General features: G+C 56.1%; 20 protein-coding genes. 11 read left to right on the top strand and 9 right to left on the bottom strand.

The window, feature by feature from the left end:
• Positions 1 to 119 precede the first annotated feature (119 nt).
• Positions 120 to 1,253 (top strand): response regulator, encoded by a 1,134-nt coding sequence (locus tag ACT2B1_RS12635; RefSeq protein WP_481667859.1) that lies wholly within the window; start codon positions 120 to 122, stop codon positions 1,251 to 1,253.
• A 20-nt stretch (positions 1,254 to 1,273) separates the two neighbouring features.
• Here ACT2B1_RS12635 and ACT2B1_RS12630 read toward each other — a convergent pair whose 3' ends face one another.
• A complete protein-coding gene (locus ACT2B1_RS12630) occupies positions 1,274 to 2,620 on the bottom strand; it encodes a cytochrome P450 (RefSeq protein WP_481667858.1) in 1,347 nt (448 codons plus the stop codon).
• A 296-nt stretch (positions 2,621 to 2,916) separates the two neighbouring features.
• Between ACT2B1_RS12630 and ACT2B1_RS12625 the strand changes: the two genes are divergently transcribed.
• The 7 genes from ACT2B1_RS12625 to ACT2B1_RS12595 all read left to right on the top strand — a co-directional run bounded on the left by ACT2B1_RS12625 (position 2,917) and on the right by ACT2B1_RS12595 (position 10,939).
• Positions 2,917 to 4,329 carry a sensor histidine kinase gene (locus tag ACT2B1_RS12625; protein ID WP_171120918.1) on the top strand — a complete coding sequence of 471 codons (1,413 nt, stop codon included), beginning with the start codon at positions 2,917 to 2,919 and terminating at the stop codon, positions 4,327 to 4,329.
• A gap of 215 nt (positions 4,330 to 4,544) precedes the next feature.
• Positions 4,545 to 5,564 carry a GlxA family transcriptional regulator gene (locus ACT2B1_RS12620; RefSeq protein WP_481667857.1) on the top strand — a complete coding sequence of 340 codons (1,020 nt, stop codon included), beginning with the start codon at positions 4,545 to 4,547 and terminating at the stop codon, positions 5,562 to 5,564.
• A gap of 134 nt (positions 5,565 to 5,698) precedes the next feature.
• Complete coding sequence (locus ACT2B1_RS12615) at positions 5,699 to 6,838, top strand: aromatic ring-hydroxylating oxygenase subunit alpha (protein ID WP_171120922.1); 1,140 nt, start codon at positions 5,699 to 5,701, stop codon at positions 6,836 to 6,838.
• The gene (betC, locus tag ACT2B1_RS12610) at positions 6,835 to 8,370 is read left to right on the top strand and encodes a choline-sulfatase (protein WP_481667856.1); all 1,536 of its coding nucleotides are present in this window, start codon (positions 6,835 to 6,837) and stop codon (positions 8,368 to 8,370) included. Before ACT2B1_RS12615 ends, betC begins: the two co-directional genes overlap by 4 nt.
• The gene (locus ACT2B1_RS12605; protein WP_171120926.1) at positions 8,367 to 9,158 is read left to right on the top strand and encodes an SDR family NAD(P)-dependent oxidoreductase; all 792 of its coding nucleotides are present in this window, start codon (positions 8,367 to 8,369) and stop codon (positions 9,156 to 9,158) included. The genes betC and ACT2B1_RS12605 overlap by 4 nt, the downstream gene beginning before the upstream one ends.
• 114 nt (positions 9,159 to 9,272) lie before the next feature.
• Entirely contained in the window at positions 9,273 to 10,013 is a 741-nt protein-coding gene (locus tag ACT2B1_RS12600) for an SDR family NAD(P)-dependent oxidoreductase (RefSeq protein ID WP_171239519.1), read from the top strand.
• Positions 10,013 to 10,939 (top strand): 3-hydroxyacyl-CoA dehydrogenase NAD-binding domain-containing protein, encoded by a 927-nt coding sequence (locus ACT2B1_RS12595; protein WP_171239518.1) that lies wholly within the window; start codon positions 10,013 to 10,015, stop codon positions 10,937 to 10,939. The genes ACT2B1_RS12600 and ACT2B1_RS12595 overlap by 1 nt, the downstream gene beginning before the upstream one ends.
• Before the next feature lie 22 nt (positions 10,940 to 10,961).
• Here ACT2B1_RS12595 and ACT2B1_RS12590 read toward each other — a convergent pair whose 3' ends face one another.
• A complete protein-coding gene (locus tag ACT2B1_RS12590) occupies positions 10,962 to 11,732 on the bottom strand; it encodes a DUF3299 domain-containing protein (protein ID WP_481667855.1) in 771 nt (256 codons plus the stop codon).
• A gap of 368 nt (positions 11,733 to 12,100) precedes the next feature.
• On the opposite strand from ACT2B1_RS12590, the gene ACT2B1_RS12585 reads away from it, so the two are divergent.
• From ACT2B1_RS12585 to ACT2B1_RS12575, 3 genes are all read left to right on the top strand, one after another.
• A complete protein-coding gene (locus tag ACT2B1_RS12585) occupies positions 12,101 to 12,301 on the top strand; it encodes a hypothetical protein (RefSeq protein ID WP_171120929.1) in 201 nt (66 codons plus the stop codon).
• On the top strand, positions 12,298 to 13,794 hold the full coding sequence (locus ACT2B1_RS12580) for a GMC oxidoreductase (protein ID WP_481667854.1): 1,497 nt from the start codon (positions 12,298 to 12,300) through the stop codon (positions 13,792 to 13,794). The genes ACT2B1_RS12585 and ACT2B1_RS12580 overlap by 4 nt, the downstream gene beginning before the upstream one ends.
• A gap of 102 nt (positions 13,795 to 13,896) precedes the next feature.
• Positions 13,897 to 15,300, top strand: a complete 1,404-nt coding sequence (locus ACT2B1_RS12575) for an MATE family efflux transporter (RefSeq protein WP_254449143.1) — start codon at positions 13,897 to 13,899, stop codon at positions 15,298 to 15,300.
• A gap of 6 nt (positions 15,301 to 15,306) precedes the next feature.
• Here ACT2B1_RS12575 and ACT2B1_RS12570 read toward each other — a convergent pair whose 3' ends face one another.
• The 7 genes from ACT2B1_RS12570 to ACT2B1_RS12540 form a co-directional block, all read right to left on the bottom strand.
• Entirely contained in the window at positions 15,307 to 16,407 is a 1,101-nt protein-coding gene (locus ACT2B1_RS12570; RefSeq protein ID WP_481667853.1) for a M56 family metallopeptidase, read from the bottom strand.
• Entirely contained in the window at positions 16,394 to 16,789 is a 396-nt protein-coding gene (locus ACT2B1_RS12565) for a BlaI/MecI/CopY family transcriptional regulator (RefSeq protein WP_171120934.1), read from the bottom strand. The genes ACT2B1_RS12570 and ACT2B1_RS12565 overlap by 14 nt, the downstream gene beginning before the upstream one ends.
• 66 nt (positions 16,790 to 16,855) lie before the next feature.
• Positions 16,856 to 17,260: a DUF2160 domain-containing protein gene (locus ACT2B1_RS12560; protein ID WP_171210516.1), complete on the bottom strand. Its 405-nt coding sequence runs from the start codon at positions 17,258 to 17,260 to the stop codon at positions 16,856 to 16,858.
• Positions 17,261 to 17,268: 8 nt separating this feature from the next.
• Entirely contained in the window at positions 17,269 to 18,066 is a 798-nt protein-coding gene (locus ACT2B1_RS12555; RefSeq protein WP_170410573.1) for a carbohydrate ABC transporter permease, read from the bottom strand.
• Entirely contained in the window at positions 18,063 to 18,926 is an 864-nt protein-coding gene (locus ACT2B1_RS12550) for a carbohydrate ABC transporter permease (RefSeq protein WP_170383538.1), read from the bottom strand. The genes ACT2B1_RS12555 and ACT2B1_RS12550 overlap by 4 nt, the downstream gene beginning before the upstream one ends.
• Entirely contained in the window at positions 18,923 to 19,999 is a 1,077-nt protein-coding gene (locus tag ACT2B1_RS12545) for an ABC transporter ATP-binding protein (RefSeq protein ID WP_171120938.1), read from the bottom strand. Before ACT2B1_RS12545 ends, ACT2B1_RS12550 begins: the two co-directional genes overlap by 4 nt.
• Complete coding sequence (locus tag ACT2B1_RS12540) at positions 19,999 to 21,048, bottom strand: ABC transporter ATP-binding protein (protein ID WP_171120941.1); 1,050 nt, start codon at positions 21,046 to 21,048, stop codon at positions 19,999 to 20,001. The genes ACT2B1_RS12545 and ACT2B1_RS12540 overlap by 1 nt, the downstream gene beginning before the upstream one ends.
• Positions 21,049 to 21,128 lie beyond the last annotated feature (80 nt).

Genomic DNA, 21,128 nt, shown 5'->3' with positions numbered 1-21,128 from the left:
CAAAATAACGTCAAGAAATGAACAACATTTAGGGGCTTTTCCGGGCTTTTTGCCGCTGTTTCGTCCCACTCACTGCCTAGGCTAAGGGCGTTAATGAGGTCCAATGCGGTTCACCAGTCATGAAACATACGAACCCGGGAAAAGAACAATTCCAGCGTAAGCTGGAAACCCGCGCGCTGCAGAAAAGAACACTAAGAGTGCTTGCCGTCGACGACGAGCCGAGCATTTTGGAGTTGCTGCAGGCGGCACTGGCTGAATTCGAAAACTATGAAATCTCGGTCGCGGGTTCAGCCAGCGAAGCGTTGCAGGCCATAGAGTCGTCTGAGACACCGTTTGATTGTTTCCTGCTTGATATTCAGATGCCCGAAACAAACGGCATCGAATTGTTGCGCCGCATTCGACAAATCCCGGAACACGCGGAAACCCCGGCCATCATGCTGACCGCAATGAGTGGCCGCAAATACGTGGAAGACGCGTTTTTGCAGGGTGCGTTTGACTATGTCAGCAAGCCTTTTGATTTCTTTGAGCTGCGCAGTCGAATGCACGCGGCCCACTTGTTGATGCAGGAGAGGATCAAGGCGCGCAGGACATCTGCGTCGGTGAAAAATCTCCGCGAAGAACTGGACCATAATCAGCAATTCAGCTTCGAGGACCCGCTTACCATAGATGGGCTTGAACGCTGCTTGAAATATGTCGAGTTCGACAACTATATCGAACAACTTTCAAGAGGCCGTCTTTTTGAATCCTGGGTGACCGCTATCAAACTTCAGGATGCAGAGTTCCGCTTTGATCTGAACGATTTCGGAGGCTTCCGGCGCGCGATGGCCGATCTGGGCCGTAGTATCGAACTGACAACCGGGAACTCTGAGGCCGTGTTTTCCTACAGGGGAGGCGGCGCCTTCCTTGTGGTTGTTCATGGGCGGGATCGGGCGGCCGGGCTGCCCAAGGAAGACCAACTCAATCATGTTTTCAGTGACACACTCGGTCGACGGGGTGCCTCTGGCTATATGAGGGCTGTGATGAGCCCGCCGGTTTCAATGCGTTCAATTTCCAAGACAGGTGCGTTTGCTGCAATGAATAATGCTATCGAAAATGTTGACGGTCGCGAAAAGGCTCTTCGAAAGGGGACCGAAGTCGAGCCCCAACAAAGATGCGAAGTCCGAGTAGGGCGCAAAGAAAAATCTCAGAAAAGACTTTTCGACACGGTTTTGCGCGAGATGTACGGAAACGAATCCTATCTGGCGGGTAAATAGTCTCGCCACCCTTGTTTCCATCAGGACCCTGCGGGGACTTCTTCCGCGTTCAAGATCAATGGACCGCTGGTCCGCATTGTAAATGTGAGAACAGGTTCCGGCATTTCGACATCTGACAGCGAAAAATGTATCCGCCTCAGGACTGAAGCCATCAAAATCATGATCTCGGTTTCAGCGTACTGCGCGCCAATGCAAATTCTGGGTCCGGCTCCGAATGGAATATACTGGCCGCGGGGTGGTGGAGTTCCCATAAATCGCTCGGGGCGGTATTGCGCGGGATCTTCCCACAACACTTCATTCCGATGCAGCGAATAAACTGGGAAGAAAAGCGCATCCCCTTCTTCAATTTTGACATCTTTGACCTGAATGGCCTCGGAGGCGTCACGGGCGAAGAAGGCCGCAGATGGGTAAAGGCGCAGGGTTTCCTTGATGTGGGCCCGAAGCAGCGGCAAATGCTCCAGATGAGAAAACTCAAGCTTGCCTTCGGGACATACTGTCCGAATTTCGTGCCGGATACGGGTTTGCATCTCTGGGTTCAGTGCCAGCAGGTAGTATCCCCACGCCAAGGCATTGGCCGAGGTTTCGTGGCCAGCGACAACAAAGGTCAGCAGGTTGTCGACGGTTGTCTCGGCATCCTCAAAGTCTTCCTTCAACGCATCAATCATCAGGTCGAGAAAGTCTTCTGGTTCTTCGCGGTTTTCCGACCGGCGCAGTTCAATAACATGCCGGGCCAGATCGCGCATGTCCGTGACCGGAGCCTTACTGCTAAGCCATTTCTTGCGAGGAAGCCATTTCGGAAGCCCCATCAAATCGAACAAGGACAGGTCTGAAATATAGTTGAAATAGGCGATAAGCCCGACGCGAATTTGCTCGGAGCTGACTTCTTCGTTCCCCGAGAAGATGACCCGTGAAATGTTTGTCAGCGTAGAAGCGGGCGCGATCTGCGAAACGTCGACCGGACCCTCGTTTTCGGCAAGAGACTCGGCAACTTCATACCCGGTCTCGGCAAAGTGGCGGGACAAAACAGGCAGGTTTCTGGCTGCAAAAAGCGGAGAATAACGGTGTCTTTGTTTGCGCCACTTTTCGCCTTCCGACAGGATCAGGCCGTTGCCGACCGCGGATCCGATAATGTCCTTTGTGAACTTTGCCTTTGGGAAATAACGGCCGCCTCCGACAAGCAGTTCGGTGACCATTTCCGGGTCGCAAATGTAGTGGATGTTCAGAGGCCCACGCACATAGGTCTGACGAAGCGTTTCGGCCGGAATGACTTCTAACATGTTCCGACCAGCGGATCGCGCGAACTGAAGCAACGTTACCGGCTTTTCAGCGAGCTTCGCTGAAACCGGCGTCACGTCGAACTGTTCCATCTGACGTTTCCCAATTGTGGTCAAAACGCGGTCCCTTTTCGCTTTTCGCCGGTTATTGGGAATATTTACGTGGAGAAAGTTCAAAAAAGCAATGAGTTAGTGATCTTAGACGAGATTGATTGGCCTATTTGGGGGAAACAATTCAAGACGTATGCAATTGTGCAACGTTCATCTAGGCGGGACAATTCTTAATAAGGCTCGGGAGTATTGCCAAACTGTGAACTAAATTCCGACCAACTACGTCCTCATTGTGCCGGTACAGACATCCTGAGAGGCAAAGTAATGAAGACACCGGGATGACGGCAATCGACGCATCGCAACAGGTTCGGGACTCGGGTGAGCCCGACGACAAGCTGCTGCAAAATATCAAAGACTATACCGCCATGAGCTTTGCGCTGCTGTGGCAGCGGCAAGCGATTTTTCTGGCGACCACGATACTTACGGGCTTTTTCTTCGACCCTCTCAACGCCCTGCTGTTTTATGGAACAATCCTGATCTGCGAAGCGCAGGACCTGTACCTGGCAAAACGGGTTGCGCGCCTAAACCCGGATGAACGCGGCGCAATCGCGGTGATGGTCGCCTGGATTTTGTTGAATACAATCCTCAGTTCCACCGCGATATGCTTGTACGCTGTTTCGGTGGCGCTTGAGCAGCCTACCGGCGGCCACTTCACCCCTTTGTTTTTCCTTTTTGCCGCTGCCCTGTTTGCCGCGATGAACAACCACCAGTTTGTGTGGGCGATGATCGTGCGACTGGCCATGTACGGTGTTTCGTTCATGGTCATCGTGGTTCGGGATATCTGGGTTGAACAACCTGACTTGTCTTCGGATTTGTGGCTGCACTTCTTCACAGTCGTTTTCGTGATGTACTTTTTGATCGACTGCTCGTTGGTCTTTCTCAAGCTCTACCGCAAAAACCTCGAACAGCTTGAAAAACTGAAAGAGGAACATGAGCGCACCAAGGCAGCTTACATCGCAAAAACTCAGTTCATCTCGACTGTGAGCCATGAATTGAGAACTCCTCTGACCTCGATAAAAGGCTCGCTGGACCTGATAAACTCCGGGGTCATGGGCGAGGTGCCGGAAAACATGCAAAACCTGATCGCCTTGGCGAGCAAAAACAGCGAGCGTTTGGCGTCCCTTATTAACGACGTTCTGGACATTCAAAAGATGGAAGCCGGCGAAATGGTCATGCGCCAGACGATGATTGAGGTCGCCCCGCTGGTTCAAGAGGCGATTGCCTGCAACCTTGGCTTTGCCAGCGCGCATGACGTGGAACTTGTCGAGGACGCACCTGAACAGCAGGACCTGTTGATCAAGGGCGATGCATCCCGCCTTATTCAGGTTCTGACCAACATGATCTCTAACGCGGCCAAGTTTTCGTTCGAGGGCGGAACTGTGACAGTCGGGTTCAAGAAGATCGGACCACGGGTGCGGTTGTTCGTGAAAGACCAAGGTGTGGGCATTCCCGAAGGTAGCCGGGACAAGGTCTTTGATCGCTTCTCTCAAATTGACTCGTCCGATGAGCGCCACGCCGGAGGCACCGGGCTTGGGATGAACATTTCCAAGGAAATCGTGGAACAGTTCGGCGGAACGATCGACTATTACAGTACCGTAGGTGTGGGGACTGAGTTTTTCGTAGAATTCCCGATTGTTGACGGGAAAAGGGGCGCAAGTCGCGCGTTTTCAAGAAAGCCCGACGCCGCTTGATGAGGCTTCTCCGCGACCCACGCGGCACTTTGTCGACGGTTTAGTTAGCGGCTTGCCGAGCCTACCCAAACCGTTGCCACGGACGAAGCCGACCTGTGCGCCTCGTAGCGAACAAGGCCAAAGCCGCTGACCTTGCTGCATTGGCGTGTCTCTTGCGCGAGCCAGCCAAAACCTTTCTTCTGGTGGTCTGAGCCCTGCTTGCAAGAGGTGGTCATATGGCAAAGTCTCAAGGGACGGAAACTCGGTTGCTGGTTGTTGTAACGCCAAGTTTCAATTTGGCTGCAACAATGGGTTTCATTGATCCTTTTCGGGCCGCCAACTACTTGGATGGAAAGCCGTATTTCAAGTGGGAATTTGCCTCGGAAACAGGTGGTTACTGTGTTTCCAGTAACGGCGGCGGGATCGACACGGTGGCGTTGGATCAAGTCGCAACCAAGGGCTATGACATTGTCATCATCTCGTCCAGTTGGACGCCGGAAAAACACGTGACAGCACATATCGCAAAAGCTCTGCGACAGTGGGCGCGCAATGGCGCGACATTGGGGGCGCTGGATACGGGTGCCTTCATTCTGGCGCAGGCGGGGTTGTTAAGCGGAAAGAAGGCAACAGTGCATTATGAGCATATCGACGCTTTTCAGGAGTTGTTTCCGGACGTTGAGGTGGTCGAAAACCTGTTTGTGCTGGATGGCAACCGTATTACCTGTTGCGGGGGAACTGCCGCGGTTGATTTGGGGCTGCAAGTTCTGCAGGGCATCCATGGCAGCGCCTTGGCGAACGCTGCGGCGCGGTACGTTTTCCATGACAGATTGCGCGGTCCGTCGGACATGCAGCAACCGAAGACAAACGAGCCATTGGGGACGACTGTCCCGGCCAAGCTGAGAACGGCGATTCAGGTGATGGAAGCCAACCTTGAAGAGCCCCTACCGGTTCCAGAAATCAGCAGGGCGGCGGGCCTTTCGCAGCGTCAGCTTGACCGGTTATTCTCAACCTACATAAAGAAAACACCTGCCTTGTATTATAGGGACATTCGTCTGGACCGCGCGCGTGGGCTGGTCACCCAAACGGACATGCCGATCGCCGAAGTTGCGATGGCTTCGGGATTTGCCAGCCAAGTGCATTTCAGCCGGTCGTACAAGCAAAGGTTTGGGCTGCCCCCCAGTCAGGATCGGATCGAAGGCCGCGTTCCCTTTGAGTTTCGCGCCTGGCCTATGCATCGCAAGCCTCAGGCGGGGTGATCGGGCATCGGTTGATGTCTTGAAATATCAATTTTGTGGCCAGAAAAGTTTAGAATATTAGAGTTTTTCGGCAGAAAATAACTTCTACTATCCAACACCCAGTCAAGACATGGCCAAAATAAGCGGAGTGACCGATGAGCGAGCTTCCCTCGAAAACCCAGTTTGCGCGAATTTCAGATGGCTTCAGCCCTGATCCTTTGAACACCAGTTCCTTGAAGGCAGAAGCCTATGTTGATCCGGCATGGCACCAAGTGGACCTGAACGAAATCCTTGCTAAGACATGGCAATGGGTGTGCCATGTCGAAAAACTACGGGCGCCGGGGTCTTTTGTGACAGTTGAGATTGCGAACCGCCCGATTGCCGTTGTCCGCGACCGCGAGGGGACGCTTCGCGCATTCTACAACGTGTGCAAGCATCGCGCGCATCACCTGTTGTCTGGCGAGGGCGAGACCACTCGGATCATGTGCCCGTACCATGCGTGGGTTTACAAGCTGGACGGACAGCTTGTCCGTGCGCCGGAAACCGAAAACCTGACGGGGTTTAACACGTCGGACATCTGTCTGGATCAGGTTCAGGTCGAGGAATTCGCAGGCTTCGTGTTTGTGAACCTCGACAACGACGCGCGTCCGCTGACCGAAGTTTCGGGCGACTTGCAGACCGAGATACGCCACTGGGCACCGGATATCGAAGACCTAACCTTTGGGCACCGGCTGACCTATGACATCAAGTCGAACTGGAAGAATGTCGTCGACAATTTTCTGGAATGTTACCACTGCCCAACGGCCCACAAGGATTTCTGCGATCTGGTCGATATGGACACCTACAAGGTGACAACCTACGGCATTTACTCCAGCCACATGGCCGAAGCCGGTAAAAACAGCAACACCGCGTATGACGTGTCCAACGCAACCGTGCGAACGCATGCGGTTTGGTGGCTGTGGCCCACGACCTGCCTGATGCGGTATCCGGGGCGGTCGTCCATGATCGTGCTGAATATCATTCCGGTGGGCCCGGACCGGACGCTGGAGACTTATGATTTCTATTTGGAAACACCCGAGCCTGACGAGGCCGAGCTAGAGGCGATCCGCTATCTGGATGAGGTTCTGCAACGCGAAGACATCGATATCGTTGAAAGCGTCCAGCGTGGGATGAGCACTCCGGCCTTCACGCAGGGTCGTATCGTTCACGACCCCAGCGGATCGGGCAAGTCGGAACATGCCGTTCACCACTTTCACGGTTTGGTGCTGGATGCTTACGCGAAGGCCGCGCCGTGAACAAGCCCAACATTGTTGTGATCATGGCTGATCAGTTGGCACCCCATTTTTGCGGAGCCTACGGGCATCCAACGGTGAAAACCCCGCATATTGATGCGCTGGCGCAGCGCGGGATGCGGTTTGATGCGGCCTATTGCAACTCACCGCTGTGTGCTCCGTCGCGTTTTGCCTTCATGTCCGGGCAACTGATCAGCCGGATCGCGGCCTATGATAACGCCAGCGAGTTTCGCGCCTCGGTCCCGACGTTTGCGCATTACCTTATGTCGCTGGGATACAGGACGTGTCTGTCTGGAAAAATGCATTTTGTCGGACCGGACCAGAAGCACGGCTTTCAGGATCGGGTCACGACCGACATCTACCCGGCCGATTTTGCCTGGACGCCGGACTGGGAAGCACCGGACGAGCGGATCGACAAGTGGTATCACAACATGCAGACCGTAAAGGAAAGTGGCGAGGCAATAGCCACCTTCCAGACGGATTACGACGACGAGGTTGAGTTCGCAGCCCGCCGCTGGCTGATTGACCGCGGGCGAGAGCGAGCAGGCGGGGATGACGCGCCCTTTTGTCTGTTGGCCAGTTTCATACATCCGCATGACCCCTATGTCGCAAAGCCAGAGTGGTGGAATTTGTATTCCGCTTCAGATGTGCCGATGCCGGATTTTACGCTTGCTCCGGACGAGCAGGACCCGTTCTCGCGCCGCGTAATGGATGGGATCGAGGCAAGCTATATCCCTCTGACCCAAGAAGAAATTCAAAGGGCGCGCCGAGCGTATCTGGCGAATGTCAGCTATTTCGACAGCAAGGTCGGGGCAATGGTGCGTGCGCTGAAGGATATTGGTGAACTGGACAATACGCTGGTTGTCGTCACAGCGGATCACGGCGACATGTTGGGGGAACGTGGCCTGTGGTATAAGATGAACTTCTTTGAACACTCGGCCCGCGTGCCGTTGATCATGGCCGGGCCGGGTGTGGTTCAAGGTGTGGCTGGCAACGCCTGTTCTCTGGTCGATCTGCTACCAACCTTTGTCGATTTCGCGGGTGGTACGGCAGATATCTTCGGAGAGCCCATAGACGGCCGTTCGTTATTGCCCCTTGCGCGTGGAGAGTATGACCCGGTGGACGAAGCCATTGGCGAGTACTGCGCCGAGATGACACCATACCCGGTTTTCATGATCCGCAGAGGGGCGTTGAAATACATTCATTGCGACCCGGATCCACCGCAGCTTTATGATCTGGCGTTGGAACCGCACGAAAAGACCAATCTGGCCGCTGATCCTGCTTATGCGTCTGTTGCCAAGCAATTTGCTGCAGAGGTCGTAGAGCGTTGGGACAGCGAGAGCCTGCGCGCCGATGTGATCGCCACGCAGAAATCTCGCCGTGCCCTTCATGCGGCGATGGAGGCAGGAGCAGGCGAGACGTGGGATTACAATCCGCCACGCGATGCCTCGCAGGAATACGTGCGCAATCACATGGACTGGACAGTGGCCGCAAAACGGTACCGGTATCCGCCGTTGAAGGAGAACTCTGAATGATGCTGAAGGGGAAAACTGCACTGGTCACAGGCGGGCGCGGTGGAATCGGGCGGGCGATCGTGGCCCGGTTCCTGCGGGAGGGTGCGCGGGTCTATGCCGCAGACTTAACGCCAGAGGGGTCGCTTGCTGCCCACGATGACGATGGCAGCATCTTCGTTAAACTGGACGTCACGCAAGAGGCCGACGCGGTTGCAGCAATGGCGCAAGTCGGGCGCGAAGCGGGGCAGCTTGATGTGCTTGTAAATGCGGCTGGAATCGAGATCGAAAAGACCATCGAGCAAACGACGCTGGAGGAGTGGAACCTTTCGTTCGCTGTGAATGTGACAGGAACTTTCCTAACTGCCAAACACGCGCTGCCGCTGTTGCGAGAGGCGGCACAAGGGACAACCGCTTCGATCATCAATTTCGGCAGTTATGACGGATTTATTGCCGATCCCGGTCTTGCCGCATATTGCGCAACCAAGGGGGCCGTACATGCGCTGACAAAGGCGATGGCCTGCGATCACGGACCCGAGGGAATTCGTGTCAACGCCATTTGCCCGGGTTATGTTGATACGCCGATGCTGCAAAGTTTCTTTGCAGGCGAAGGCTCTGGCGGGGGCGGTCAGTCCATCGACCAGTTGCAACAGGCCGTTCGGGACGTGCACCCCATGCGCACTTACGGAACGCCCGAAGATATCGCCAATCTGGTCAACTGGCTGGCCTCGGACGAGGCACGCTACGCCAGTGGACAACTTTGGGTTCTGGACGGAGGGCTGAGCGCGCAGGTTCAGCAGATGAAGCTATGAGCACGCTACTCACTCATGCCGTGGAAGCATCGGTGAAGCGGGATCGGGCCGCGATAGGTCCGTCGATGCGCAGCAAACCTGCACATTGGTTAAACGTATGAGGGTCGTGCAGTGATGCGGTTAGCAGGAAAAACAGCATTCGTGACTGGTGGGCGGCAGGGAATTGGCCGCGGAATTGTTGACGCTTTCGCACGCGAAGGCGCGTCAGTGACGACATGCGGCCGTGGGCCAAGACCGGACGGGTTGAAGGGCGACATCGTCTGGATATCGCTTGATGTCACAGACGCTTCAGCCGTGGACGAATTGGCAACCTCGATCAAAGACCTGAGCATCCTTGTGAACAACGCAGGCGTGCAGGTTGAAAAGAATGTGGTCGACAGCTCGGAAGCAGATTGGGACGCGGTGGTTGGAACGAATTGTAAAGGCGTATTCAACCTCTGCCGCGCGATTATCCCCCGAATGGCAGAGGGCGGCTCGATCATCAACATCGGTTCGATATCAGGAATGGTCGCGGATCCCTCGATGGCCTTGTACAACGCATCCAAGGCCTTTGTGCATGGGCTCACCCGATCAATCGCGGTCGATCACGGACCGAGGCTGCGCTGCAATGCGATTTGCCCCGGCTGGATTGAAACAGGGATGTTGGACGCCGGGTTTGATCTGGCGAATGACCCCGACGCTGCGCGTCGCGACGCGCTGGCGCGGCACGCTGTTCGAAGGTTCGGCAAGCCACAGGATATTGCAAACATGGCGGTCTGGCTGGCTTCGGACGAGGCAGGTTTCGCGACCGGTCAGTTGTTCACTGTGGACGGTGGCATGACAGCGGCTTCGCCTCTAAATCCGGGATTGTTTTGATGGATATCCAGCATACGGCCTGTCTTGGCGGCGGTGTTATTGGCGCAAGTTGGGCCGCATTGTTCCTGGCATCGGGACGGTCCGTTTCGATGTTCGACCCTGATCCGCAAGCTGAAGGAAAGGTGCGCAGCTATATCGCTGACGTCTGGCCGTCTATGGAGGAACTTGGTCTTGTTCGAAACGGAAACCCGGACACGATCACCTTTTGTCACCGTGCGACGCAGGCCGTGGAAGGTGCTGGTTTTGTGCAGGAAAATGTACCTGAGCGGCTCGACATCAAGCACGCAACCTTCCACTTGATCGAACCTGCGTTAGAGCAGGATGCAATCGTCGCAAGCTCTGCCTCCGGCTTGACGCTGGGACAGATGCAAACCGGATGGGCGGACCCCTCACGCTTTGTCTTGGGGCACCCATTCAACCCGCCGCATTTGATTCCGCTGGTTGAAGTGCAGGGAAACGACAAGACAGCTTCGGGCGTTGTCCAAGCTGCACAGGGTTTTTACGAAAGCCTCGGCAAAACGACGATCCGAGTGAACAAAGAGGTGCCGGGGCATGTGGCCAACCGGCTGCAGGCTGCACTCTGGCGCGAGGCCATTCACCTTGTTGTCTCTGGCGTTGCGTCGGTTGAGGATGTCGATAAGGCGGTCTGGGCTGGACCGGGCCTGAGATGGGCGGCAATGGGACCGACCATGTTGTTCAACCTCGGGGCAGGAGAGGGTGGTCTGGAAGCGTTCTGCGACCACTTCTCAGACACGTTCAACGGATGGTGGGATGATCTGGGTCAGGTCCATTTGACGGATGATGTGAAATGGCAAATGACCGAGGGTGTTCAGGCGGCGTCACAGGGGCAGACGCCTGCTGAACTTTCCAGAAAACGCGATGCGCTTATCGTTTCAGTGCAAAAGTCTGTATCTGGGTTGCGATAAAGCAAAAACCTTACCCCCGGACCTAGTCAGGCGTCGTCTGCCCACCGGTCTTGCGACGGCCAGCCGCGCGGAGTTTGTCGGCCGCGCTGTCGCTCCACTCTAAACGATCCTCGCGGCTTTCCAGTATTTCAACGCGATCAGCATCCAGCATGAACGTCGCTCGCATTGGCATAAGACCGTCCACGACAACCATCTGGTGGTCGGTCGGATCAATGTTCAACTGACCCGTCAAACGGACAGGTTCGTGAAAATAGGCAGGTGTCCAATCACTGTTCAGCCTGACCCGGATCATCTGGTTCGGCGGAGGAGGGGGCATGTGGCTGCACATTCCCCGTTGGGGGACCAGATACGCAATCTGGCGACCTTCTGCGTCGGGCGGTGCCGGGATTGCAAATCCCGCAACGGTTATGTTTTTGCCATCAAATACCGGATTTCCCGCGTTCGCCGCTTTTTCCCGACGCTCCATGACGACGTGACGCTGGTCAAGCAACCAGTCGATGTCGATGCCGCCTGCGGCCAAGGCAGCTTCGGTTTCGTCCAGCATCTCTTGCCAGTTCTGACGTTCTTCTCTGGTTCCGCTATCCTGCTGTAGCCTGCCGCGCAGTCGGACGACAAACAGCACATCATCGAATTCTTCGGGGCTCAGGTCGCTGTAGGGGTCTTCAAAGACTTGGGCGATCGGGTCGGGCAGGTCCGCCCAGTCAACCGAAACACCAGCCGACGCACCACTCGCATGAAGTGATAGCGCGACACTCGCGACAGCCAAACCTTGAGCCCATTTCTTCAACAACAACGACTTTTCCCGCATTTCTTGCTTTCGCCACTCATAATATAGGTCACTTTGAGCCTGGAGAAGGCGGATAATTTCACCACCCAAGGTCAAAACAATCTTTTGATCCCGCGAGCGCCCATCCAAAGGGTCGTTCACTCACCCGCATATTGGTCGGCCTGAGTATAAATCGCCGCCTTAACTGCGACTTCGCTTTAGTTTCGCGCGTGCCGTTTCCCGCCTGATTTTCGCAAAGGCCGTCCTAAATCGAGGTAAATTTTTAGGTTTTGCCAAAACCCACTCAAAAAAAGTATAATTACCGAGCTTACTGTTGCTCTGGCTGGTTTTGGCCGTTCGCGTATTTGTTGTTTGTAAGAGTATTGTGGTTACCGATGGCTTCACAGAAACGAACTGTTAAGCGGCGGCACGTTTTTGGTGTGCTGGCCGCTATTGTTTTGATACCGCCGATCACACGGGTTGGTTTCCTGCGGATTAAGGACAACCCTCTTCCACCTGTTGCAGACCCCAAACCTGTCCTAGTCGATGGCTGGTTGCTGGACGAAAGCGATCTCGACGGTGGAGAGGTGTCATGATCCTCGACGCACGAGGCGACATTCCCGCATTGGATGACCGCTACGATTGCTGCATCGTGGGTGCCGGGCCTGCAGGAATGACGCTTGCCTTCAAACTGGCAGAATCCGGGAAACGTGTTCTTTTGCTTGAAGCTGGCGATTGGGAAGTGACCTGGGAATCTCAGGACCTGTACGAGGGGGAAAATCTGGGGTTGGAATACTACCCCCTGTCCGCCCCGCGCCTTCGGGCCTTGGGTGGAAGCACGGGTCATTGGGGCGGGGTGTGCCTATTGTTGGACCGTTCTGATTTCCTGCCGCGCGATGATGTTCCGCTAAGTGGCTGGCCAATCCGCTTTGAAGATCTGGTGCCCTATCAGGTAGAGGCGGCAAACCTTCTGCAAACCGGTCGCTTCAGCGCGGATATTCGAAAGCCCGTTGATGACCTTGGAAATCTGGAGGTCGTTGAACAGCGTTTCAGTTCCGACCGCCAGTTTCATGATGTTCGAAATGAAGACCCCGTTCGTTTTGGTGTCTCTTTTCAAGACAGATTGAAGAACACTCCGAATATTGATCTGGTCCTGAACGCCAATGTCGTGGGGTTTGCGGTCGATGGTGATACAGGCCGTATAACCCAGGCGCAGGTTCGCAATTATGAAGATGGGCAGGGCGTGGCCACGGCCGACCGGTTTGTGTTGGCATTGGGCGGCATCGAAACCAGCCGCATGTTGCTGCATCTGAATGCGGGTCACGAAAATCGCTTTGGCAACCAGAACGATATGGTCGGGCGGTGTTTCATGGAACACCCGATTATCGACAACGACACCTACTTTATTACCAAGCGGCTCTATTCGCACTCACCCACGTGGGAGCTTGAACGCCTGTTGCGCCGGTCCCGGCCTGAACTTTTGCTGAGCCCCAGTCACGATTACATGCTCAAGAATGGATGGCTGAATTCTGCTGTGCGGCTGCAACGTCTCAACCCTCTGCCGATCAGAGAAAAAGCAATCGGCGACGCCGAGTTTATCAAGAGCCTGCAATTCGAAGAGGACTACTTCTTTACCGGGACGTCCTTTGTGATGGGGGAACAGCAACCCAATCCCGCAAGCCGAATTGTGCTGACCGAAAATCGGGACAGGTTTGGCTTGGGCATCGTCGGGCTGGACCTGCGGTTGACCGAGAGAGATATCGAAACCCTGCGCGGTTCTACAGCCGAAGCTGCCAAGTTCCTGATCCGCAGCGGGCTTGGTCGAATGCGCGTCGATCCGTCCCTTTGGAATCGTGAGCCGCTGGAACAGTTGCCGCTTGACTATTCCAGTCACCATATGGGCGGCGCGCGTATGTCTTTGACATCTGAAACCGGCGTGGTCGACGCCAATTGCAAGGTGCATGGTGCGCCCAACCTTTATGTTGCGGGGTCAGGGGTTTTCCCAACCAGTGGGCATGCAAACCCGACCTTCACGATTGTTCAGCTTTCACTACGTCTGGCCGAGCATTTGGCTGATCCAACCGCCTAGGGTACCGCAGACCGCAAAAGACCGGATGGCCCCAATAAACGGTTGCGCAGTCGCGGTGTCCGCTGGCAAATTGCTGTCGCAAGCTGGGGGGACATCGAGCACATGAAATCGGGATCGTCGGGCAAGGCTGTTTTTCTGACAGGCAGCCTGATGCGGCACGTCACACGGATGTCGCTGACCACTAGTATCGGGTTGATGGCAATATTTGCCGTCGACTTCGTGGATATGGTTTTCATTTCGATGCTGGGTAATGACGCGCTGGCCGCGGCCGTGGGATACGCGGGCACTCTGCTGTTTTTTACGAATTCCGTTAATGTCGGTCTTTCGATCGCCGCAGGTGCGTTGGTGGCGCGAGAACTGGGTGCTGGGCGGCCCGAACGTGCAAGGCAGTTCGCGACCAGTGTTGCTATTTTGGGCATATTGTTTGGTTTAATCGTGTCCGCCATCGTGATGATTAACATACGCTTTCTTCTGTCTGCCTTGGGGGCAGAAGGTGAGGTGCTGCGTCTGGCGGCGCGCTACGTGTCGATCATTTTGCCGACCATGTGGGTCATGGCCATGGCGATGGCTGGCATGGCCGTTCTGCGCGCGAACGGGGACGCCCGGCGTTCGATGATGGCGACGATTTATGGTGGGATCACAAACGCTGTCCTGGACCCGATCCTGATTTTCGCTGTGGGGCTCGGTCTGGACGGTGCGGCCATTGCGTCAGTGATCGCACGCCTTTGCATGTTGATCGCTGCGATCAGGCCCGCCGTGCGTGTGCACCGCGCGTTTGCGCGCCCGTCGATTCAACAGGTTCTTGGCGATTTCCGCTCGGTACGGGCAATTGCTGTGCCTGCTGTTTTGACGAATGTGGCAACCCCGGTGGGAAATGCAATCGTCATCCGTGAAATCGCCCAATTCGGCACAGATGCCGTTGCTGGTATGGCCGTGATCGGACGGCTGATACCTGTTGCATTCTCGGTCATCTTTGCCCTGTCAGGGGCAATCGGGCCGATCGTAGGGCAGAATTTCGGAGCCGGACAACACGACCGCGTAAAAGAAACCTTTTGGTCCGGGGTCAAGTTTACGGCCGTCTATGTCTGCCTCATGGCTGCAACGCTGTATTTCCTACGCGCACCTATCGCGGACTTGTTCCGCGCGCAGGGGGAAACGCGGGTCTTGATCTATCTTTTCTGCGGGCCTCTGGCGCTTGCGTCATTCTTCAATGGGGTGATTTTCGTCTCCAATGCCAGCTTTAACAATTTGGGTCACCCCGTGTATTCGACCTGGGTCAACTGGGGGCGACACACTTTGGGAACCTGGCCATTCGCCGTGGCTGGTGCCTATATCGCAGGCGCGCCCGGCGTTTTGATCGGGCAGGCACTGGGGGGCGTCATATTCGCGGCGATCTGTATCGTTTTAGTCCGCCGCGTCGTGTCGCGATTGAAGGAACCTCAGCCAGTTGATCCGTTTTCGGGACAAAAACGGCTTCAGGCCCTATTTGGACGGCGCGGTTGGTAGGCAAGGTCAGTCGGACTGACTGCTGCGCGCTTCCAACCTTTCAAGGTTCACCACAGTGGACAGCATGATGCGGTCGTGGCTCCAATCATCTGCCTGACGCACCGAGGCTGCGGCCAATCCAAGCACCATCGCAAACGCGATTGTCAGGCCGAGAAACAGAAGCGGCATGGAAGATTGAACCGAGGGTGCTTCGGCCAAGGCGATTACCCGTTGACGCAGCACTCGTTTTGCCTTGCCTCCCGTTACCAAGGCTACGTTCAAGACGCGTGGGCTTCCTTGAACAACGGTTCTGGCGCAATAGTCCAATAGACAGGTTGTATAGTCACGCGCATTGATACCCCTGCGGGCAACAACGGATTGGTCGCAAGCAAGTTCGCGGAGCCGGTCAAACTGGTATTTCAAAACAACATAGGCCGGGTTCCAGAACAGGAGCGGGCGCATCAATTCAAAACCCAGTTCCCACTCAACATCTCCGGCGCGCACGTGCTGCAACTCATGTGCCAGCGCAAAGCGCAATTCGCGCGGGGTATCAAGAAGATGGCTGGGCAAGACTACATGGCGTCGGCGCAGACCGCGCACCGCAAAAGGTACGGCGATGCGATCAGATAGCCGGATATCTACCTTGGCAGAACGCCGCCATAGATAGCTGCTGTTGATCGTGTTGCGTATCGCCAAAGCGTCATACGCAATCCGAACCGCGTACCCCACCGATATGATTGCAAGAAGGACAAGCACAGCAGAAACAACCGGATACTCGCCCGAGAAGACCAGATCGCCCCAGCGCTGACGTGTGTTGAGCAACGCCTCAAACTGAGTGGCTGGCATGGCAATATCGCCTCGCAGATAAGCGGCGACAGCGATATCCCCGATCGCGACAACACCGCGGGCCGATGTCTGAGCGGCCAGTGCGAAAACGCCAAGGGCAAGCACAGGACTGAGAACAACGCACAGGCACAGCGCCTTTAGCGCACGAAGCTGGATTACAAACCCATGTTGCAAAGGCGTCTTTGCAAGGGCAGCTCTGACCGCCAACCAAACAAATGCTGCCAGAACAAGTACAAGGTTCAGTTCGAGATAGGCATCGAGAACCGGTTTAACCGCCGTCATTTTGCAGTCTCCTTTCTACCAATGCCCGAATTTCCTCTAGATCGGCTTCGCTAAGGCCGGCGTCGTCCACCAGACGCGCGACAAGTGTGGCAGGTGTGTCGTCGAACAAAGTTCGTGACAGGTTCTGCAACGACCGGGCCTGATACCTGTCTTTCTCCAGAAGCGGCGTATAGATCAGCGTCTTTCCGTCCTTGCGGCTTTCGACAAAGCCTTTTTCGTCGAGAATACGCAGGATGGTAGCGCCGGATGTATAAGCGAGATTGCGTTCAGCAGGCAGACGATCAAGCACGTCACGGACCGAGCCCTGACCAAGTGCCCAAAGCTCATTCATGAACTCGAGCTCTACTTCGGTCAGCAGGTTTGTTGTTTTTTTCTTTCGCATCGGTCTTTCGTGTCGCATTTTTTAGTATGCCTGACAGACAAGCATCCTTTCGCTGTTTCGCAAAGCTCAAACTTTCCAGAAGACGAAAATACCCCAGCCGATTGACAGGAACAGCGGTGTCCAGACGGGCTGTCCCACGAACCCCAGCCAGGCAAGAAAGATGTAGGCCGATCCCAATAGGGTGATGAACAGACGATCGCCCAGTGTGGTCGTCAGGCCCAGAACGCCGCGCCGTTCGATCCCGTCGCGGTACTTGGTGGCTTCGAGGACGCCGATCAAAGCAATAGCTGAGAAGATGCCAACAAACACGGCCAGTGTGGCCGGCGTCCATGCCATCCAAAAATCGGGCCAAAGGGGATCCGTCCAGGAAAAACCTTTCTCTTCTTCCTGTCCGACATTGCCCCAACCGGCTTTGGCTTGGGCGAAGGCCGTTGAAGGCAGGAAGGGGAGGGTAAGTAGTAGTTTACGCATATCGAACCTCACACACGGCCCATCGCGAACCCGCGCGCGATGTAGTTGCGGACAAACCAGATGACGATGGCGCCGGGGATAATGGTGAGCGTCCCGGCGGCTGCCAGCAGGCCAAGTTCATACCCAGCGCTGGAGGCGGTGCGGGTCATCACAGCGGCGATGGGTTTGGCCTCAACCGCCGTAAGCGTCTTGGCCAACAGCATCTCGACCCACGAGAACATGAAGCAGAAGAACGCCGCCACACCCACGCCCGCTTTGATGTTGGGCAGAAAGATCGTCACGAAGAAACGCGGGAAGGAATAGCCATCGACATAGGCGGTTTCGTCCAGTTCCTTGGGGATGCCGCGCATGAAACCTTCCAGAATCCACACCGCCAGTGGCACGTTAAACAGCGTATGCGCCAGCGCCACAGCCAGATAGGTGTCGAACAGGTGGATCGACGAATAAAGCTGAAAGAAGGGCAGCGCGAACACGGCTGCCGGAGCCATGCGGTTGGTCAACAGCCAGAAGAACAATTGCTTGTCACCCAGGAACCGATAGCGCGAGAACGCATAGGCCGCGGGCAGGGCAACGCAGACCGAAAGTACTGTGTTAAGGGTCACATAGGTGATTGAGTTGATGTATCCCCAGTACCACGTCGGATCCGTAAAGATCGTGATGTAATTGTCCAGCGTAAAGGTCTGTGGAAACAGGGAAAAGCCCGACAGGATCTCGTTCGTGGTCTTGAAGGACATCGCCACTAGCCAATAGATCGGCAGCATCAGGAACGCGATATACAGGATCGGGATAAGGGACCGCTTCTTCATTGCGCGTCATCCTTTGTCATCAGAGTGTAGAAGAGCCATGAGACCAGCAGCGTGATGGCGAAATAGATCAGGCTCATCGCAGCTGCAGGGCCAAGGTCGAACTGTCCCAACGCGATCTTCACAAGGTCGATCGACAGCAAGGTGGTCGAATTGCCGGGGCCGCCTCCAGTCAGAACGAAGGGCTCGGTATAGATGTTGAAACTGTCCATAAAGCGCAGCAGGACGGCGATGGTCAGAACGGTTTTCATCTTGGGAAGCTGGATATAGCGGAACACCGACCACGGGCTGGCTCCGTCGATCTTGGCGGCTTGGTAATAGGCATCCGGGATCGACACGAGACCCGCATAACACAGCAGCACCACCAGCGAAGTCCAGTGCCAGACATCCATGACGATGACCGTGATCCAGGCCGACAGGGGCTGTTGCGTCATGTCATAGTTGATGCCTAGAACGTCATTCAGGAAATATCCCATCAGGCCGATTTTCGGCAGGGTGAAGATGTTCCACATCGAGCCAACCACGTTCCACGGGATCAGCATCGGCAGGGCCATCAGCACCAGACAGACCGGCACCCAGAACCCTTTGCGGGGCATAGACAGGGCCACGATGATGCCCAAGGGCACCTCGATCAGCAGGATCAGGAAGGTAAAGAGGAACTGCCGACCGAGGGCCGCTTGGAACCGGTCCGAACGCAGGATTTGTTCGAACCAGCCCAGCCCTTCCCAGAAGAACTGGTTGTTACCAAAGGTTTCCTGCACCGAATAGTTGACTACCGTCATCATCGGCACCAGCGCGTTGAATGCGACCAGTGCCAGCACGGGCAGGACAAAGAACCACGCTTTTTGGTTTTCCGTTCTCATTGCGACCGCTCCTCGGTTGCGATCCAGCCGTCGCGGTAGACGCGGGATTGTTCTGGTTTGAATTGCAGAAAGACCTCTGATCCCGGCTCGGGCACACTGTGTTCCGTCACCGCTTTCAGAGCCGTATTGCCGACCATGGCGCTGATCACATAGTGGCGGCCGATATCAGCCACTTTGGTCACATGGGCCGGGATTCCGGTGTCGCCAAAACCCACATACTCGGGGCGAATGCCCAGATCGGTGCGACCTCCGTCGCCGTGAGTGGGGCCTTCCAGCATCACCTCATGACCCTCGAAAACGGCACGGTCGCCTTTGGCCTCACACGGCAGAACGTTCATGCCGGGCGATCCGATGAAATGGCCGACAAACGTGTGCTGGGGCCGCTCGAACAGTTCAACCGGCGTGCCAATCTGCACAACTTCGCCTTCCTGCATCACCACCACTTCGTCGGCAAAGGTCAGCGCCTCGGTCTGGTCGTGGGTCACGTAGATCATCGTTGCTTTGACGCGCTGGTGCAGCTCTTTCAGCTTGGACCGAAGTTTCCACTTCAGGTGCGGGTCAATAACGGTCAGCGGCTCGTCGAACATCACCGCGTTCACGTCATCGCGCACCAACCCGCGCCCCATCGAGATTTTCTGCTTGTTGTCCGGGCTGAGGCCACTGGCGCGGGTGTTCAGCATATCGGTGACGTCCAACATCTCGGCAATCTCATCGACGCGGCGCTTGATGGTTGCAGGATCGACTCCCCGGTTCTTCAGCGGAAAGGCCAGGTTTTCGCCTACGGTCATCGTGTCGTAGATCACCGGAAACTGGAACACCTGCGCAATGTTGCGCTGATCAGGGGGCAGGGCGGTCACGTCCTGACCATCGAACAGGATCTGCCCCTCGGATGGGGTCAGCAGGCCCGAGATGATGTTCAGCAGAGTTGACTTGCCGCAACCCGACGGACCCAACAGCGCATAGGCCCCGCCATCGCGCCACGTCACGTCGATTTCCTTCAGTGCATAGTCCTCGGGACCTTTCGGGGCCGGCATATAGCTGTGCCTAAGGTTTGAAAGCTTGATCTGAGCCATTAGACAACCCTTTTTCCGTCTTGGCTGAAGTACCGGCAATGCGCTGGATTCATGTAGAAACTATGGTCTTCGCCAACCTGATAAGGGTGCACACCTGCCGCCAATGACACCCAGGCGTCGTCCCCATGTTGGAAATGCGCACTGGAATCCGAGCCCGAAAGCTCGGTCACGATCACGCGGCCCGTCAGTTCTACATCGATGTCAGATGTGCGGAATGGGGTCACCCGGTGCGGGCGGACGGCGACCATGTATTCGCCATCGGCCATGTCCGAGACTGCCCAGCCTCCACCACCTGCAAGCTGCGCCTGCGTGCCTGATACGGTGATGCGCGCCACGTTGATCGGCGGGTCTGAAAAGACGCGTGCAGCCGCGATGTTTTCGGGGTTGCGATAAATATCTGCGGTCGGGCCGAACTGCGTCACACGTCCATCTTCCATCAGGGCGGTGTAGCCGCCCAGCAGCAACGCCTCTTCGGGTTCTGAAGTCGCATAGACCACCACGGCCCCGCGCCCGGCGAACAGATCGGGCAACTGCTCGCGCAGTTCTTCGCGCAATTTGTAGTCGAGGTTGGCCAGCGGTTCGTCCAGAAACACCGCGCGGCTTTCCTTGGCAATTGCGCGGGCCAGCGCAGTACGTTGCTGCTGCCCGCCCGACAGCTCATGCGGGCGGCGGTGCAACATAGGGCGCAGTTGCAGCAGATCGGCTGCCTCTTCCACGCGGCCCTCGATCTCGGATTTCGCCATGCCCGCCACGCGCAGCGGCGAGGCGATGTTGTCGAATACAGTCATATGCGGGTAGTTCACGAAGAACTGGTGGACGAGGCTGATCTGCCGTTTTTGCGTGTTCAGCCGGGTCACGTTCTGCCCGTCCATCAGCACTTTGCCAGAGGCGATCGGGTCCAGCCCGGCCATCATCTTGATCAGAGAGGTCTTGCCTGATCCCGTCGCGCCCAACAGCACATTGAAATGGCCGGTCTGAAGCGTCAGGTTTGTGGGCTTGATGTGGATGACGTTGCCAACCCGTTTGGTGGCGTCTTGAAGTTCGATCATGTCCGTGGGTTCCGGTCCTTCAGTGCGGTGCACTGGTCTTGGTGTGGGGATGCCGCGCACGGCATCCCCGGTTTCATTGG

It is taken from the genome of Ruegeria sp. S263, from assembly GCF_056780525.1.
Note: the sequence above shows the minus strand (reverse complement) of the source record. Positions and strands in the feature narration are given on the sequence as shown.

Excerpts from the sequence above, each read along its gene's own strand:
- ACT2B1_RS12620 (WP_481667857.1), top strand. The coding sequence starts at position 4,545 with ATGGCAAAGTCTCAAGGGACGGAAACTCGGTTGCTGGTTGTTGTAACG.
- ACT2B1_RS12555 (WP_170410573.1), bottom strand. The coding sequence starts at position 18,066 with ATGAAGAAGCGGTCCCTTATCCCGATCCTGTATATCGCGTTCCTGATG.
- ACT2B1_RS12605 (WP_171120926.1), top strand. The coding sequence starts at position 8,367 with ATGATGCTGAAGGGGAAAACTGCACTGGTCACAGGCGGGCGCGGTGGA.
- ACT2B1_RS12570 (WP_481667853.1), bottom strand. The coding sequence starts at position 16,407 with ATGACGGCGGTTAAACCGGTTCTCGATGCCTATCTCGAACTGAACCTT.
- ACT2B1_RS12630 (WP_481667858.1), bottom strand. The coding sequence starts at position 2,620 with ATGGAACAGTTCGACGTGACGCCGGTTTCAGCGAAGCTCGCTGAAAAG.
- ACT2B1_RS12585 (WP_171120929.1), top strand. The coding sequence starts at position 12,101 with ATGGCTTCACAGAAACGAACTGTTAAGCGGCGGCACGTTTTTGGTGTG.
- ACT2B1_RS12615 (WP_171120922.1), top strand. The coding sequence starts at position 5,699 with ATGAGCGAGCTTCCCTCGAAAACCCAGTTTGCGCGAATTTCAGATGGC.
- ACT2B1_RS12580 (WP_481667854.1), top strand. The coding sequence starts at position 12,298 with ATGATCCTCGACGCACGAGGCGACATTCCCGCATTGGATGACCGCTAC.
- ACT2B1_RS12635 (WP_481667859.1), top strand. The coding sequence starts at position 120 with ATGAAACATACGAACCCGGGAAAAGAACAATTCCAGCGTAAGCTGGAA.
- ACT2B1_RS12575 (WP_254449143.1), top strand. The coding sequence starts at position 13,897 with ATGAAATCGGGATCGTCGGGCAAGGCTGTTTTTCTGACAGGCAGCCTG.
- ACT2B1_RS12540 (WP_171120941.1), bottom strand. The coding sequence starts at position 21,048 with ATGATCGAACTTCAAGACGCCACCAAACGGGTTGGCAACGTCATCCAC.
- ACT2B1_RS12550 (WP_170383538.1), bottom strand. The coding sequence starts at position 18,926 with ATGAGAACGGAAAACCAAAAAGCGTGGTTCTTTGTCCTGCCCGTGCTG.
- ACT2B1_RS12595 (WP_171239518.1), top strand. The coding sequence starts at position 10,013 with ATGGATATCCAGCATACGGCCTGTCTTGGCGGCGGTGTTATTGGCGCA.
- ACT2B1_RS12565 (WP_171120934.1), bottom strand. The coding sequence starts at position 16,789 with ATGCGAAAGAAAAAAACAACAAACCTGCTGACCGAAGTAGAGCTCGAG.
- ACT2B1_RS12560 (WP_171210516.1), bottom strand. The coding sequence starts at position 17,260 with ATGCGTAAACTACTACTTACCCTCCCCTTCCTGCCTTCAACGGCCTTC.
- ACT2B1_RS12625 (WP_171120918.1), top strand. The coding sequence starts at position 2,917 with ATGACGGCAATCGACGCATCGCAACAGGTTCGGGACTCGGGTGAGCCC.
- ACT2B1_RS12545 (WP_171120938.1), bottom strand. The coding sequence starts at position 19,999 with ATGGCTCAGATCAAGCTTTCAAACCTTAGGCACAGCTATATGCCGGCC.
- ACT2B1_RS12600 (WP_171239519.1), top strand. The coding sequence starts at position 9,273 with ATGCGGTTAGCAGGAAAAACAGCATTCGTGACTGGTGGGCGGCAGGGA.